Here is a 15,666-nt window from a genome sequence, read left to right as displayed (position 1 = left end):
AATTTTTGCCCCTCAGAAGCCTTAACAATTGTTAAGTATTTTTCAGGGGACGAGGGGATTGTCTCTGGTAGAATCCCTGCGGCCTTTTGTATGACGAAACAGAACAGGTAATGAACGAGAACACGCCTTCTTTTGAACAACAACAGTTTACGCGCGCGAAGCACCGGGTCAGTATCCGGCGGCTGCTCAACCGTGACAAAACCCCGTTAGCCATTCTGCTGGCAGCCGCCGTGGTCGGTACGCTGGCCGGGCTGGTGGGGGTCGCATTCGAGAAAGCGGTCAATGCGGTGCTCAACTGGCGCATCGGTACCGTCGCCAGCTTTGCCGATCGGGAATGGCTGGTCTGGCTGTGGGCCTTTGGCCTTTCGGCGCTGTTTGCCATGGTGGGCTATTTTCTGGTGCGTAAATTCGCCCCTGAAGCAGGTGGCTCGGGGATCCCTGAAATTGAGGGGGCGCTCGAGGAGCTGCGCCCGGTTCGCTGGTGGCGGGTGCTCCCGGTAAAATTTATCGGCGGGATGGGAACGCTCGGGGCGGGCATGGTGCTCGGTCGGGAAGGGCCAACGGTACAGCTGGGCGGTAACGTCGGGCGCATGGTCGGCGATCTGTTCCGTATGCGCAGCGCCGAGGCTCGGCATACGCTACTGGCGACGGGGGCGGCGGCGGGGCTGTCTGCGGCGTTTAACGCGCCGCTGGCGGGTATCCTGTTTATCATCGAAGAGATGCGCGCCCAGTTCCGCTACAACCTGATCTCCATTAAAGCGGTGTTTACCGGCGTGATTATGTCGAGCATTGTCTTTCGCGTCTTTAACGGCGAAGGGGCGGTGATAGAAGTTGGCAAGCTGACCATTGCGCCGGTCAATACTTTATGGCTGTATCTGGTTCTTGGGATGATTTTTGGCGTCGTCGGCCCGCTTTTTAACACCCTGATTTTACGGGCGCAGGATATGTTTCAGCGCATCCATGGCGGAAATACCACGAAATGGGTGCTGGTGGGAGGCCTGCTTGGCGGCGTGTGCGGGATCCTCGGCTTTATCGAACCGAATGCGGCGGGCGGCGGTTTCGGCCTGATTCCCATTGCCGCGGCGGGGAATTTCAGCGTAGGCCTGCTGCTGTTTATGTTTATTTCTCGCGTCATCACTACGGTATTGTGCTTCTCCTCCGGCGCACCGGGTGGCATTTTCGCTCCGATGCTGGCGCTGGGGACGCTGCTGGGTACGGCGTTCGGGATGGCGGCGGCGGCAGGCTTCCCGGCCTACCATCTGGATGCCGGGACGTTTGCGGTGGCGGGAATGGGGGCGCTGCTGGCGGCCTCCCTGCGCGCGCCGCTGACCGGGATCGTACTGGTGCTGGAAATGACCGACAATTACCAGCTCATTTTGCCAATGATCATTACCTGTCTCGGCGCGACACTATTAGCCCAATTCCTGGGTGGAAAACCGCTATACTCCACCATTCTTGCCCGTACCCTGGCGAAACAGGAAGCTGAACAGGCCCTGAAGCAGAATACTTGAATGAATTACCAGGGTATTAGATAATGACAAAAAGAATTGGGTGATTTTTGCCCAATAGCAGTCGCAGTATTCATGGGAGCATAAGATGAGTGATGACGTAGCGTTGCCGCTGGAATTTACCGAAGCAGCAGCGAAAAAAGTGAAAACCCTGATTGCCGACGAGGACAATCCGGATCTGAAACTGCGTGTTTATATTACCGGCGGCGGCTGTAGCGGCTTCCAGTATGGTTTTACCTTTGACGACCAGGTTAACGATGGTGATATGACTATCGAGAAACAGGGCGTCGCGCTGGTGGTTGACCCGATGAGCCTGCAATATCTGGTGGGCGGTTCAGTGGACTACACTGAAGGTCTGGAAGGTTCGCGCTTTGTGGTGACTAACCCGAATGCAACCAGCACCTGCGGGTGTGGTTCTTCGTTCAGTATTTAAGCCTGAACGCAGATTGTAGGCCCGGTAAGCGAAGCGCTACCGGGCTTATAAACGATATCTATCTTGAATTTTCATCCAGCGCAAACGTCGGCAGTTTCAGGTGCCAGCGTATCGCCGCTAAACGGATCACCAGCGTGACCACCATCCCCAGCATCGCCGCATTCTCCAGCGGGACAGCAAAGGTGTAATACGCCGTGGCGTGAACAATCCCCCCGATGATACAGGCCGTCGCGTAGATTTCCGTTCGCAGGATCATCGGGACTTCTCGCGCCAGTATGTCGCGAATAATCCCTCCGCCCACGCCGGTTAACACGCCCATGCAGATCGCCACCAGCGGGCCAGTCCCGGCAATAAAGGCTTTATTCACGCCTATCCCCACAAAAACCGCCAGACCGACGGCATCCAGCACCGGCAATATCCATTTTGGCAGTCTGCGAGGCTGACGAACCAGCACGATGGTTAACAGGCAGGTGACCATCGCCACCACCAGATCCGTGGGATCTTTTACCCAGAATACCGGGCCGTTTGCCAGCGCCATATCGCGGATCGTTCCGCCTCCCACCGCCGTAACAACGCCGAGTACCAGTACGCCAAAAGGGTCCATGCGTAGTTTTCCGGCAAGCAAAACGCCGGAGATAGCAAAAACGGCTGTGCCAAGAATATCCAGCCAATACACGAGCATCGTTAAATCCTCGAAGGGGGTATTTATCTGTTTGAGTGACTCTCTGCCAGTTCGGCGCAGAGTTGTTTTGCGGCGAGGATAATACGCGGGCTGGCGCGTTCAAACCAGTCGCTGTTGAGTGCGATGACCGGAATTTTAAGCTGCCGATGCCAGAATTGTTCTATTTTAGGAATCTCGCTCGCATTTCCGACCACCACAATGGCCTGCGGTTGTCGGGCAAGAACCTGCTCACGACTGACCTGGGGCCAGGGAACCCGGCTTTCGGCAAAGATATTTTCACCTCCACAGGTCTCAAGCACCTGGTTCTGGATCGAACCTTTACCGGTAGTGAACAGCGGCTGGCTGCCAAATTGCAGAAAAACGCGTTGTTTCGGTTGCGTACCGTATCGGGCTTTTAGCGCGGCATAGTCGTTGAGCATCTGCTGTGCAGCCTGCCCGGCGCGTTGGGGGGTAGGGCTGAAGGGCGCGAGGTCACGGAGGGTTTGCGCCACCTGTTCGATGCTCACCGCATCCACCCATTTCACCGTTATTCCCAGCGAAGAGAGCTGGTTCACCTGCCGTTCGGCATTACCGCCGCGCCAGGCGAGGACCAGATCGGGCTTTAGCGCCACGATGCGTTCCAGATTCATTCCCTGCCAGGTAGCAACCTGTTCGATATGGGCGGCCTGCGGTGGATAATCGGAAAAGCTGCTTACCGCAACGGGCGTGATCCCGGCGGCAAACGCCAGTTCCGTATTGGCAGGGGAGAGAGTGATCACCCGCGGCGCGGCGATGAGCCAGGCCGGAGCGAGCAGAAGCAGGGCGACCAGCGCCCTGAATGACACCTTACCCACGCGCCAGTTTCTGCACCAGGGTTTCCACCATCACGGTGGACTGTTTCGCCGCAACGGCCAGGAATTCGTCGAAGCTGATGTGGGACTGCTGGTCCGCCACGTCAGAGATCGCGCGAACGACCACAAACGGCACGCTGAAGTTATGGCATACGTGCGCGATGGCCGTGGCTTCCATCTCAACGGCCACAGCCTGCGGGAAGTTATGACGGATTTTCGCCAGACCGACAGAGCCGTTGATAAAGGCATCGCCGCTGACGATCAGGCCACGCACCGCATTGAGGTTCAGCTCGTTAATGCAGCTTTCAGCGGCGGCAATCAGCTTATCATCCGCTTTAAACCCGGCCGGGCAGCCCGGAAGCTGACCATATTCGTAGCCGAATGCGGTGACATCTGCATCGTGGTAACGCGCTTCGTCGGAAACCACGATATCGCCCACTTTCAGCGTCGGCGCCAGACCGCCCGCAGAACCCGTATTAATGATAACGTCAGGCTTGCAGCGCTCAAGCAGCAGGGTCGCGCCCAGTGCCGCTGCAACTTTACCGATGCCTGATTTCAGCAGAGCCACGTCAACACCGTTCAGCTGGCCGGTGTAGATCTCACAGCCACCGAGGGAGAGGGTCTGACGGTTCTCAATTTTGTCACGCAGCAGCGTAACTTCTTCTTCCATTGCACCAATAATGCCGATTTTCATAGATTTACTCGCGATGTGCCTTGTTAAGATGCATAGTCTATCATGCGGTTAAGGGGAAACGCATTCTCACGCGGGGGAGCACATGGCACCAATCGATTTTCGCACCAAAATTAACTGGCACCGACGTTTCCGTTCGCCACAGGGCGATAAGAGCGAACATGAGATCCTGCGCATTTTCGAAAGCGATCGCGGACGCATCATTAACTCGCCCGCCATCCGTCGGTTACAGCAAAAAACCCAGGTGTTCCCGCTGGAGCGTAACGCTGCGGTGCGTACGCGGTTAACGCACTCCATGGAAGTGCAGCAGGTGGGGCGCTACATTGCGAAAGAGATCCTCAGCCGCCTTAAAGAGCAACGTCTGCTGGAAACCTACGGACTGGATGAACTGACCGGGCCGTTCGAAAGCATCGTCGAGATGGCCTGCCTGATGCACGATATCGGCAATCCTCCCTTTGGTCATTTCGGCGAGGCCGCCATCAATGACTGGTTTAAACAGCGGCTTTTTCCCTCTGACGCCATAAGCCAGCCGCTCAGCGATGACCGCTGTGTGGTACGCGATTTACGCCTGCGTGAAGGTGAAGATAGCCTGAACGATCTGCGCCGTAAGGTGCGCCAGGATCTGTGTCATTTCGAAGGTAACGCGCAGGGGATCCGTCTGGTGCACTCCCTGATGCGGATGAATCTGACCTGGGCCCAGGTGGGCTGTATTCTTAAATACACGCGTCCCGCATGGTGGACCGGAGAAACGCCCGCCACGCATAGTTACCTGATGAAAAAACCGGGCTATTACCTATCGGAAGAAGCATACATCGCGCGGTTGCGTAAAGAACTGTCTCTGACCCCCAATGGCCGTTTTCCATTGACATGGATTATGGAAGCGGCTGATGACATTTCTTATTGCGTGGCCGATCTGGAAGACGCGGTGGAAAAAAGAATATTCAGCGTCGAGGAGCTGTATCAGCATCTTCATGATGCCTGGGGAGAGCATGAAAAAGGTTCTCTGTTTGCGCAGGTCGTCGAGAATGCCTGGGATAAATCGCGTTCAAATTCGCTGAGCCGCAGTACCGAAGATCAGTTCTTTATGTATTTGCGGGTGAACACGCTGAATAAACTGGTGCCGTATGCGGCCGCCCGTTTCATTGATAATTTGCCGATGATATTTAGCGGGGAATTTAATCACGCCCTGCTGGAAGATGAGAGCAGTTTTAGTCAGCTTCTTGAATTATATAAAAACGTGGCTGTTCGCCATGTTTTCAGCCACCCGGATGTCGAACAGCTGGAGCTGCAAGGATAACGGGTTATCAGCGGGTTGCTGGAGATTTATGGCCCGCTGCTCCAACTGACGGTCGATGAGTTCAGTGAGCTGGCAGATAATGAACGTGTTCGCCGCCTGCCGATTGAATCTCGTCTCTATCAGAAGCTTTCAACCCGCCACCGGCTGGCATACATTGAGGCCGTCAGTAAAATAGATCGCCATTCTTCCCAATGGTCTGTCATGGAATATTATTATCGCTGTCGTCTTATCCAGGACTATATCAGCGGGATGACAGATTTGTATGCCTGGGATGAATACCGCAAGCTTATGGCCGTTGAATAAGCCATGAGTTTTGTAAAGACGACCAATAAATTTTTACTTTTTCCATAAACTTAATCCCGGAACTAAGCGGTATAAAACGAATCTGAGTTACACAGCAATTTTGCGTTATCTGGTAAATCGAGATTGAGAAACATGAAAAAAACCACATTAGCAATGAGTGCACTGGCTCTGAGTTTAGGTTTAGCGCTGTCCCCTCTGGCGATGGCGGCCGAGACAGCTTCCTCGGCAGCGACTGCGCAGCAGATGCCAAGCCTGGCCCCGATGCTCGAAAAAGTGATGCCATCGGTGGTGAGTATTAACGTTGAGGGCAGCACAACCGTCAATACGCCGCGTATGCCGCGTAATTTCCAGCAGTTCTTCGGCGACAATTCGCCATTCTGCCAGGACGGTTCGCCATTCCAGAGCTCCCCGTTCTGTCAGGGCGGCGGTGCAGGGGATGACGGCATGGGCGGCGGCCAGCAGCAGAAATTCATGGCACTCGGCTCGGGCGTGATTATTGATGCAGCGAAAGGCTACGTGGTGACCAATAACCACGTGGTAGATAATGCTAATACCATTAAGGTGCAGATGAGCGATGGTCGTAAATTCGATGCCAAAGTGGTTGGTAAAGACCCGCGCTCCGATATCGCGCTGATTCAAATCCAGGATCCGAAGAACCTGACGGCGATTAAGCTTGCCGACTCTGACGCGCTGCGCGTGGGTGACTACACCGTCGCCATCGGTAACCCGTTTGGTCTGGGCGAAACCGTGACCTCGGGTATCGTCTCCGCGCTGGGTCGTAGCGGCCTGAACGCGGAAAACTATGAAAACTTCATCCAGACGGATGCGGCCATTAACCGCGGTAACTCCGGCGGTGCGCTGGTTAACCTGAACGGTGAGCTGATCGGTATCAACACCGCTATCCTGGCACCGGACGGTGGCAACATCGGTATCGGCTTTGCTATCCCAAGCAACATGGTGAAAAACCTGACTGCGCAGATGGTGCAATATGGGCAGGTGAAACGCGGTGAGCTGGGTATCATGGGTACCGAGCTGAACTCCGAGCTGGCGAAAGCGATGAAAGTGGACGCTCAGCGCGGCGCATTCGTAAGCCAGGTCATGCCGAACTCCTCGGCGGCGAAAGCCGGCATTAAAGCGGGTGACGTCATCACCTCGCTGAACGGTAAGCCGATCAGCAGCTTTGCCGCCCTGCGTGCGGAAGTGGGGTCTATGCCAATCGGCAGTAAAGTGACCCTCGGCCTGCTGCGTGAAGGTAAGCCGGTTAACGTGAGCCTGGAACTGCAACAGAGCAGTCAGAATCAGGTCGATTCCAGCACCATCTTCAGCGGTATTGAAGGTGCCGAGATGAGCAACAAAGGGGCAGATAAAGGCGTGGTGGTGAACAACGTGAAAGCGAACTCACCTGCTGCCCGTATCGGCCTGAAAAAAGGTGATGTGATCATGGGCGCTAACCAGCAGCCGGTGAAAAACATCGCTGAACTGCGCAAAATTCTCGACAGCAAGCCGTCCGTGCTGGCACTGAATATTCAGCGTGGTGATACCTCTATTTATCTCCTGATGCAGTAATCTTCTTAAGCCCCTGTTCGCAGGGGCTTTCTCTTTTCTGTGACCTTTCCCACAACTCCATACATCTCTCTCTTCCTTTGGGCATCTGCACAATGCAGCCATAACGGAACTTCTCTATGCTTGAGCTCTGCTCACGGGAGGGTTATATGGCTGGCTGGCATCTTGATACCAAAATGGCGCAGGATATCGTGGCGCGAACCATGCGCATCATTGATACAAATATCAACGTAATGGATGCCCGTGGGCGCATTATCGGCAGCGGCGATCGTGAGCGTATTGGGGAATTGCACGAAGGGGCGTTGCTGGTGCTCTCTCAGGGGCGCGTGGTCGACATCGATGACGCCGTGGCGAAACATCTCCACGGGGTCCGTCAGGGGATCAACCTGCCGCTGCGTCTGGAAGGAGAGATTGTTGGCGTTATCGGTCTGACCGGCGATCCTGAATCGCTGCGTAAATACGGCGAGCTGGTCTGCATGACGGCGGAGATGATGCTGGAGCAGTCGCGTCTGATGCATCTGCTCGCCCAGGACAGCCGCCTGCGCGAAGAGCTGGTGATGAATTTGATTCAGGCTGAGGAGCACACGCCTGCCCTGAGCGAATGGGCGCAGCGTCTGGGTATCGACCTGAATCAGCCGCGGGTGGTCGCCGTAATAGAGGTGGATAGCGGCCAGCTTGGTGTGGACAGCGCCATGGTGGAGCTACAGCAGCTGCAAAACATGCTGGCGACGCCGGAGCGTAACAACCTGGTGGCGATTGTCTCTTTGACGGAAATGGTGGTGCTCAAGCCTGCGCTTAATCAGTTTGGTCGCTGGGACGCGGAAGATCATCGTCGCCGCGTTGAGCTGCTCATCGAGCGCATGAAGGAGAACGGACAGCTCCGTTTTCGCGTCGCGCTGGGAAATTACTTTACCGGGCCGGGAAGTATTGCCCGTTCATGGCGAACGGCGCGCACCACCATGATGGTAGGGAAACAGCGCATGCCGGAGAGCCGCAGTTATTTCTATCAGGATCTGATGCTGCCGGTCCTGCTCGACAGCCTGCGCGGTGGCTGGCAGGCCAACGAGCTGGCGCGTCCGCTTGTGCGTCTGAAAGCGATGGACAACAACGGGCTGCTGCGCCGCACCTTGCAGGCATGGTTCCGACATAACGTGCAGCCGCTGGCAACGTCAAAAGCGCTCTTTATCCATCGTAATACGCTGGAGTATCGGCTTAACCGGATCTCGGAACTGACGGGGCTGGATTTAGGGAATTTTGACGACCGGCTACTGCTGTATGTGGCGTTGCAGCTGGATGAACAGAGATAACTGAGTGCGGTCTGGTGCCCTCACCCCATCCCTCTCCCACGGGGAGAGGGCGCAAACATTAAAAACGGCAATCGAGGATTGCCGTTTTGCTTTTATTTCCGCGTCAATTTCTCAAGATCCGCTTCAATCTCGCTGATCTTATTGGTGACTACGCTTTCCAGGTGACGCAGGTCGTCAAGGATCTTACGTTTCAGATCGACCTCGCTGCGATCGCGCTGGCAGATTTGATCGAGTTCGTCGATCACGTAGCGCAGGTTAGGGCTGATTTCCTGTACTTCTTTATATCCCTGACCGATACCGTCAGCGACAACGGTCTTACGCTGGCGAGGGTATTTAAACTTCACGCTTTTGGCGAAGAACTCTCCTTTGTCCTTGTGAAAATAGATTTTCAAAATATCGTTATTGGCTTCCTGGCGAAGACTATAACGATCAATTTCATCAGGATTGGTAATGCCCAGACTTTTCAGATTATCGTACATAGCGGTACCTTTGATCTCAACATAACCTATGAATAATTAACGAAAAAATCTATTTTCGCCACCTTCGGATATAAAAAAAGCGGGGTTGCCCCCGCTTTTTGTTATACCCGATTAATCGATGGTGCGCAGCAGTTCATTGATGCCCACTTTACCGCGCGTTTTGGCGTCCACTTTTTTCACGATGACCGCACAGTACAGGCTGTATTTGCCATCTTTAGACGGCAGGTTGCCGGAAACCACAACGGAACCAGCTGGAACGCGGCCGTAGTGAATTTCACCGGTTTCGCGATCGTAAATACGGGTGCTCTGGCCAATATAAACGCCCATGGAGATCACAGAACCTTCTTCGACGATCACGCCTTCAACCACTTCGGAACGCGCGCCGATGAAGCAGTTGTCTTCGATGATGGTTGGGTTAGCCTGAAGTGGCTCCAGAACGCCACCGATGCCCACACCGCCGGACAGGTGAACGTTTTTACCGATCTGCGCGCAGGAGCCGACGGTAGCCCAGGTGTCCACCATGGTGCCTTCGTCAACGTAGGCGCCAATGTTCACGTAGGATGGCATCAGCACGGTGTTGCGTGCGATGAAGGCACCCTGACGAACGGACGCCGGTGGTACTACGCGGAAGCCCTCTTTCTGGAAGCGCGCTTCGTCGTAATCCGCAAATTTCATTGGCACTTTATCGAAGTAGCGGCTTTCTGCTCCGTCGATAACCTGGTTATCGTTGATGCGGAAAGAGAGCAGCACAGCTTTCTTCAGCCATTGATGAGTAACCCACTGACCGTCGATTTTTTCTGCCACGCGCAGCGCGCCGGAATCCAGCAGGGAAATAACCTGGTTTACCGCTTCACGGGTCACGGTATCCACATTTGCCGGAGTGATGTCGGCGCGACGCTCAAAAGCGGACTCAATAACGTTCTGTAACTGCTGCATTGTTTACTCTTTCCATTTCACTAAAAAACACGTCACCCTTTATCGTTTGGATTGAGGGCTGCTGTCAACCGTTGTTGCACTTCAAGTTGCAGGTCATTATTAAGGGCACGCCGGTCGGCCGTCGCGATTATAAATAAATCTTCTACTCGTTCGCCAATGGTTGTAATTCGGGCGCCGTGAAGCGAAATTCCCAGATCGGCAAAAACCTGGCCGACGCGGGCGAGCAGCCCTGGCTGGTCGAGCGCAATCAGCTCAAGGAACGATTTACGGTCGGTATGGGTCGGCAGGAAATTGACCTCGGTATCGACGGTAAAGTGGCGCAGTTTTGCCGCCTGACGACGCGGCTGTGGAGGTTGCCAGCTGCGCTGGGTAATGGCCTGCTCGAGGCCAAAGCGTATCCCCTCATGCCTGTCCGACGACAGCGGGCTGCCGTCCGGCTCCAGTACAATAAAGGTGTCCATCGCCATGCCGTCGCGGGTGGTAAAAATCTGCGCGTCGTGAACGCTCAGGTTACGCCTGTCCAGCTCGGCACAGACCGCAGCAAACAAATAAGGCCGGTCCGGACTCCAGATAAAGATCTCCGTCCCGCCGCGCGTGGCCTGCGGGCTGAGCAGAATCATCGGTTTTGTCAGGTCGTGCTTCAGCAGATGCCGGGCGTGCCAGGCAAGCTGGTTTGGGCTGTGGCGCACAAAGTAGTTGGCGCGACAGCGCGCCCAAATCTGATGCAGCGCCTCTTCGTTGATGTTATCCATGCGCAGCAGGGCCAGCGCCTGCAACTGATGGTGGCGCACACGCTCGCGCATGTCCGGGGTGTTCTGCATCCCGCGACGCAGCTGTTTTTCGGTGGCGAAGTAGAGCTCGCGCAGCAGGCTCTGCTTCCAGCTGTTCCACAGGGTTTCGTTGGTGGCGCAGATATCGGCCACCGTCAGACAAACCAGGTAGCGCAGGCGGTTCTCCGTTTGCACTTCCTCGGCGAACTGCTTGATCACTTCCGGATCCTGAATATCACGACGCTGAGCGGTAACCGACATCAGCAGATGATGGCGAACCAGCCAGGCGATAAGCTGCGTTTCACGCGAGTTCAGGCCGTGCAGCTCGGCAAATTTCAGCACGTCCTGGGCACCGAGTACGGAGTGGTCGCCGCCGCGACCTTTGGCGATATCATGGAACAGGGCAGCGATCAGGATCAGTTCCGGGTGCGCCAGACGTGGCCACAGATCAACGCACAGCGGATGGCGGGATCGCGTCTCTTCTTTAGCGAAACTTTCCAGCTTCAGCATGACGCGGATCGTGTGCTCATCCACCGTATAGGCGTGAAACAGGTCGAACTGCATCTGCCCGACAATATGCGACCACTGGGGCATATAGGCCCACAGCACGCTGTGACGGTGCATCGGCAGCAGACCGCGGCTGACGGCGCCCGGATGACGAAGCATGCTCAGGAACAACGAGCGCGCCTCCGGAATGTAACACAGCGGCTGCTTCAGATGACGCCGTGCATGGCGCAGATGACGCAGGGTAGTAGAATAGATCCCAGTGATCGTGCTGTTGCGCACCATGGTGTAGAACATTCGCAGGATCGCTTCCGGCTCGCGGATGAACAGCGTTTCGTCGCGCAGATCGATCAGCGTGCCGCGCAGCTGAAATTCGTCATCAATCGGACGCGGTTTTTCGTCTGCCGTCAGCGCGAGGATCGCCTCATCGAACAGCTGCAACAGCATCTGGTTTAGCTCAGAGACGCGGCGGGTGACGCGGAAGAAATCCTTCATCATTTGCTCGACCGGCTCGTTGCCCTCGCCCTGGTAATTCAGGCGCTGCGCCACGCTGAGCTGTCGGTCAAACAGCAGGCGGTTATCGTAGCGGGTGACTTCCAGGTGCAGGGCAAAACGGATGCGCCACAGCAGATGCAGACACTCATTGAGTTCGTTACGTTCGGCTTCGGTCAGAAAACCAAACCCGACCATTTCGTCCAGCGATGTTGCCCCAAAATGGCGACGGGCGACCCATTGCAGCGTGTGGATATCGCGCAGGCCACCGGGACTGCTTTTAATATCCGGTTCGAGATTATAGCTGGTACCGTGATAGCGCTGGTGGCGCTGGTTTTGTTCTTCGACTTTCGCGGCGAAGAATTTTTCCGAAGGCCAGAAGCCGTCGCTAAAGATGTGCTTTTGCAGTTCGAGGAACAGCGCCACGTCGCCAATCAGCAGGCGGGTTTCAATCAGGTTGGTGGCGACGGTCAGGTCGGATAACCCTTCCAGCAGACACTCTTCCAGCGTGCGTACGCTGTGGCCCACTTCCAGCTTTACGTCCCAGAGCAGGGTCAACAGTTCACCGATTTTCTGCGCCCGATCGTCCGGCAGTTTTTTACGGCTTAAGATCAGCAGGTCGATATCAGAGAGCGGATGTAGTTCACCCCGGCCATAGCCGCCGACCGCAACCAGCGCGACGTCGCTCACCTGGCCGAAACCGTAGTCGATCCACAGACGTTGCAGGAGCTGGTCGATAAATTCGGTGCGCGCTTCAATGAGCTGCTCGGCTGAAACGCCTGCGTCAAATGCGCTACCCAGCCAGCGATGGAAAACCTCCATGTGGGCTTTGATATGCGCGCAGGTCAGCTCATGCGGTGGCCAGACGCCCGGGTTATCAGGCTGGTCGGGGAGGGTGGGAAGTGCTGTGTTAGCATACTGTTCGGGTAAGAGATTACTCATCGTGCGCCACCCATAAGAAAAAGCTATCGCCATTAAAAAAGCCGGCATTCGCCGGCTTCTTATCACTCAATGTTCGTCAGTATCGCCGGGATGGTGTCATCCTTGCGCAACGTCATAATTTCGCAGCCGTTGTCTGTAACCACAATAGTATGCTCGTACTGGGCAGACAAGCTTCTGTCTTTGGTTTTTACCGTCCAGCCATCTTTCATGGTACGGATGCGGTAATCTCCCGCGTTGACCATTGGTTCGATAGTGAAGGTCATGCCCTTTTGCAGCACTACGCCGCCGTCGTCTGCATCGTAGTGCAGAACCTGCGGTTCTTCATGGAACACACGACCAATACCGTGACCGCAATATTCGCGCACCACGGAGAAACCTTTCGCTTCCACAAATTTCTGGATTGCGGCGCCGATGGTGCGCAGGCGGATACCCGGCTTCACCATTTTTAGCGCCAGGTAGAGGCTCTCTTGCGTCACTTTGCACAGACGCTCGCCCAGAATCGTCGGCTTGCCAACGATGAACATCTTAGAGGTGTCGCCGTGGTAGTCGTCTTTGATGACGGTCACATCGATGTTGACGATGTCGCCATCTTTCAGCAGCTTCTCGTCATCCGGAATGCCGTGGCACACTACTTCATTAATAGAGATGCAGACGGATTTCGGGAAACCGTGATAGCCAAGGCAGGCGGAGACCGCATGCTGCTCGTTGACGATATAGTCGTTACAGATGCGATCCAGTTCGCCAGTGCTGACGCCCGGTTTCACAAACGGCTCGATCATTTCCAGCACGTCCGCGGCCAGACGACCGGCGACGCGCATCTTTTCAATTTCTTCAGGTGTCTTAATAGAGATAGCCATGTAATCTGTCCATCGGTGTCGATTTTTTCGACAATACTAGTGTAAGTGTTGTCAATGGTATCAGTCAGGCGCACCCCGTGCCAAATTGAGAATCATTAACAGCACACTCCGCCAACAATTATTGGTTTCTGGCCGTGTTTTGTGATATAAAGCGCGCCGGACTTCCGATCCATCTCAGATACACAGGCTGGACGGGAGCGACAAATCTCACTTTGTGTAACAACACACACGTATCGGCACATATTCCGGGGTGCCCTTCGGGGTCGGTAATATGGGATACGTGGAGGCATAACCCCAACTTTCAATATAGAGGTTTTAAACATGGCAACTGTTTCCATGCGCGACATGCTCAAGGCTGGTGTTCACTTCGGTCACCAGACCCGTTACTGGAACCCGAAAATGAAGCCTTTCATCTTCGGCGCACGTAACAAAGTTCACATCATCAACCTTGAGAAGACTGTACCAATGTTCAACGAAGCCCTGGCTGAGCTGAACAAGATCTCTTCCCGTAAAGGTAAGATTCTGTTCGTTGGTACTAAGCGCGCTGCAAGCGAAGCTGTGAAAGATGCTGCTAACAGCTGCGACCAGTTCTTCGTGAACCATCGCTGGTTGGGCGGCATGCTGACCAACTGGAAAACTGTTCGTCAGTCCATCAAGCGCCTGAAAGATCTGGAAACCCAGTCTCAGGACGGTACTTTCGATAAGCTGACTAAGAAAGAAGCGCTGATGCGCACTCGTGAACTGGACAAGCTGGAAAACAGCCTGGGCGGTATCAAAGATATGGGCGGCCTGCCAGACGCGCTGTTCGTAATCGATGCAGACCACGAGCACATCGCAATCAAAGAAGCTAACAACCTGGGTATCCCGGTATTCGCTATCGTTGATACCAACTCCGATCCGGACGGTGTTGACTTCGTTATCCCGGGTAACGACGACGCAATCCGTGCTGTTAGCCTGTACCTGAGCGCTGTAGCTGCTACCGTTCGTGAAGGCCGTTCCCAGGATCTGGCTTCTCAGGCGGAAGAAAGCTTCGTAGAAGCTGAATAATAAGGTTTTACCCCTTATTAGTACCGTGTATGAATAGGGGCCCATTATCGGCCCCTTTTTTCAATTTATACTGTTTGGCTCCCGGCCGGGCAGTTCACATCTCCCGAGGATTTAAGAATGGCTGAAATTACCGCATCCCTGGTAAAAGAGCTGCGTGAGCGTACTGGCGCAGGCATGATGGATTGCAAAAAAGCGCTGACCGAAGCGAACGGCGACATCGAGCTGGCAATCGAAAACATGCGTAAATCCGGTGCGATCAAAGCAGCTAAGAAAGCAGGCAACGTTGCTGCTGACGGCGTGATCATCACCAAAATCGACGGCAACTACGGCATCATTCTGGAAGTTAACTGCCAGACTGACTTCGTTGCTAAAGATGCTGGTTTCCAGGCATTTGCTAACAAAGTTCTGGACGCAGCGGTTGCAGGCAAAATCACTGACGTTGAAGTTCTGAAAGCACAGTTCGAAGAAGAGCGTGTAGCGCTGGTTGCTAAAATCGGTGAGAACATCAACATCCGTCGCGTTGCTTCCCTGGAAGGTGACGTTCTGGGCTCTTACCAGCACGGCGCGCGTATCGGTGTTCTGGTTGCGGCTAAAGGCGCTGACGAAGAGCTGGTTAAACAGCTGGCAATGCACATCGCTGCAAGCAAACCAGAATTCGTTAAGCCAGAAGACGTGTCTGCTGAAGTGGTAGAGAAAGAGTACCAGGTTCAGCTGGACATCGCGATGCAGTCTGGTAAGCCAAAAGAAATCGCAGAGAAAATGGTTGAAGGCCGCATGAAGAAATTCACCGGCGAAGTTTCTCTGACTGGCCAGCCTTTCGTAATGGATCCAAGCAAGTCTGTTGCTCAGCTGCTGAAAGAGCACAACGCTGATGTAACTGGCTTCATCCGCTTCGAAGTGGGCGAAGGCATCGAGAAAGTTGAGACTGACTTCGCAGCAGAAGTTGCTGCAATGTCCAAGCAGTCTTAATGATTGAAAAGGAGCCGCCTGAGGGCGGCTTCTTTTTGTCACCCGTCTCACGAAAT

General features: G+C 54.8%; 13 protein-coding genes and 1 pseudogene. 7 read left to right on the top strand and 7 right to left on the bottom strand.

From position 1 onward, the window contains the following. Nucleotides 1-110 precede the first annotated feature (110 nt). Both clcA and erpA read left to right on the top strand, forming a co-directional pair. A complete protein-coding gene (clcA, locus tag RHN82_RS05490; RefSeq protein ID WP_047051283.1) occupies nucleotides 111-1,511 on the top strand; it encodes a H(+)/Cl(-) exchange transporter ClcA in 1,401 nt (466 codons plus the stop codon). Between the two features lie 85 nt (nucleotides 1,512-1,596). Next, on the top strand, nucleotides 1,597-1,941 hold the full coding sequence (erpA, locus tag RHN82_RS05485; protein WP_003856230.1) for an iron-sulfur cluster insertion protein ErpA: 345 nt from the start codon (nucleotides 1,597-1,599) through the stop codon (nucleotides 1,939-1,941). A gap of 58 nt (nucleotides 1,942-1,999) precedes the next feature. Here erpA and RHN82_RS05480 read toward each other — a convergent pair whose 3' ends face one another. The 3 genes from RHN82_RS05480 to mtnN are packed head-to-tail and all read right to left on the bottom strand — an operon-like array spanning nucleotide 2,000 to nucleotide 4,147. Continuing rightward, nucleotides 2,000-2,623, bottom strand: coding sequence for a TRIC cation channel family protein (locus RHN82_RS05480; protein ID WP_003856227.1), 624 nt, complete (start codon nucleotides 2,621-2,623; stop codon nucleotides 2,000-2,002). A gap of 23 nt (nucleotides 2,624-2,646) precedes the next feature. Then, nucleotides 2,647-3,456 (bottom strand): vitamin B12 ABC transporter substrate-binding protein BtuF, encoded by an 810-nt coding sequence (gene btuF / locus RHN82_RS05475; RefSeq protein ID WP_017383741.1) that lies wholly within the window; start codon nucleotides 3,454-3,456, stop codon nucleotides 2,647-2,649. After that, on the bottom strand, nucleotides 3,449-4,147 hold the full coding sequence (mtnN, locus tag RHN82_RS05470; protein ID WP_003856223.1) for a 5'-methylthioadenosine/S-adenosylhomocysteine nucleosidase: 699 nt from the start codon (nucleotides 4,145-4,147) through the stop codon (nucleotides 3,449-3,451). The genes btuF and mtnN overlap by 8 nt, the downstream gene beginning before the upstream one ends. A gap of 82 nt (nucleotides 4,148-4,229) precedes the next feature. Between mtnN and dgt the strand changes: the two are divergent. The 3 genes and pseudogenes from dgt to RHN82_RS05455 all read left to right on the top strand — a co-directional run bounded on the left by dgt (nucleotide 4,230) and on the right by RHN82_RS05455 (nucleotide 8,614). After that, nucleotides 4,230-5,744 (top strand): annotated as a pseudogene (gene dgt, locus RHN82_RS05465) (dGTPase). A gap of 132 nt (nucleotides 5,745-5,876) precedes the next feature. Beyond that, the gene (gene degP / locus RHN82_RS05460; protein WP_023303104.1) at nucleotides 5,877-7,310 is read left to right on the top strand and encodes a serine endoprotease DegP; all 1,434 of its coding nucleotides are present in this window, start codon (nucleotides 5,877-5,879) and stop codon (nucleotides 7,308-7,310) included. 146 nt (nucleotides 7,311-7,456) lie between these two features. Next, entirely contained in the window at nucleotides 7,457-8,614 is a 1,158-nt protein-coding gene (locus RHN82_RS05455; protein WP_003856217.1) for a CdaR family transcriptional regulator, read from the top strand. 92 nt (nucleotides 8,615-8,706) lie between these two features. Here the strand turns inward: RHN82_RS05455 and RHN82_RS05450 are convergent, their stop codons facing one another. The 4 genes from RHN82_RS05450 to map form a co-directional block, all read right to left on the bottom strand. Beyond that, complete coding sequence (locus RHN82_RS05450; RefSeq protein WP_003856216.1) at nucleotides 8,707-9,093, bottom strand: DUF3461 family protein; 387 nt, start codon at nucleotides 9,091-9,093, stop codon at nucleotides 8,707-8,709. Nucleotides 9,094-9,204: 111 nt separating this feature from the next. Next, on the bottom strand, nucleotides 9,205-10,029 hold the full coding sequence (dapD, locus tag RHN82_RS05445) for a 2,3,4,5-tetrahydropyridine-2,6-dicarboxylate N-succinyltransferase (RefSeq protein ID WP_310398956.1): 825 nt from the start codon (nucleotides 10,027-10,029) through the stop codon (nucleotides 9,205-9,207). 32 nt (nucleotides 10,030-10,061) lie between these two features. After that, a complete protein-coding gene (glnD, locus tag RHN82_RS05440) occupies nucleotides 10,062-12,737 on the bottom strand; it encodes a bifunctional uridylyltransferase/uridylyl-removing protein GlnD (RefSeq protein WP_003856210.1) in 2,676 nt (891 codons plus the stop codon). A gap of 62 nt (nucleotides 12,738-12,799) precedes the next feature. Then, on the bottom strand, nucleotides 12,800-13,594 hold the full coding sequence (gene map, locus RHN82_RS05435; RefSeq protein ID WP_063160383.1) for a type I methionyl aminopeptidase: 795 nt from the start codon (nucleotides 13,592-13,594) through the stop codon (nucleotides 12,800-12,802). A gap of 321 nt (nucleotides 13,595-13,915) precedes the next feature. Between map and rpsB the strand changes: the two genes are divergently transcribed. Together rpsB and tsf are read left to right on the top strand one after the other, a co-directional pair. Then, nucleotides 13,916-14,641: a 30S ribosomal protein S2 gene (rpsB, locus tag RHN82_RS05430; RefSeq protein WP_003856207.1), complete on the top strand. Its 726-nt coding sequence runs from the start codon at nucleotides 13,916-13,918 to the stop codon at nucleotides 14,639-14,641. 117 nt (nucleotides 14,642-14,758) lie between these two features. Further along, nucleotides 14,759-15,610, top strand: a complete 852-nt coding sequence (gene tsf / locus RHN82_RS05425) for a translation elongation factor Ts (RefSeq protein WP_003856196.1) — start codon at nucleotides 14,759-14,761, stop codon at nucleotides 15,608-15,610. The last annotated feature ends 56 nt before the right edge of the window (nucleotides 15,611-15,666 follow it).

The organism is Enterobacter cloacae complex sp. EB5, assembly GCF_031432835.1.
Taxonomy (GTDB): Bacteria; Pseudomonadota; Gammaproteobacteria; order Enterobacterales; family Enterobacteriaceae; genus Enterobacter; species Enterobacter hormaechei_C.
This window is presented reverse-complemented; position numbering and strand designations above follow the sequence as displayed.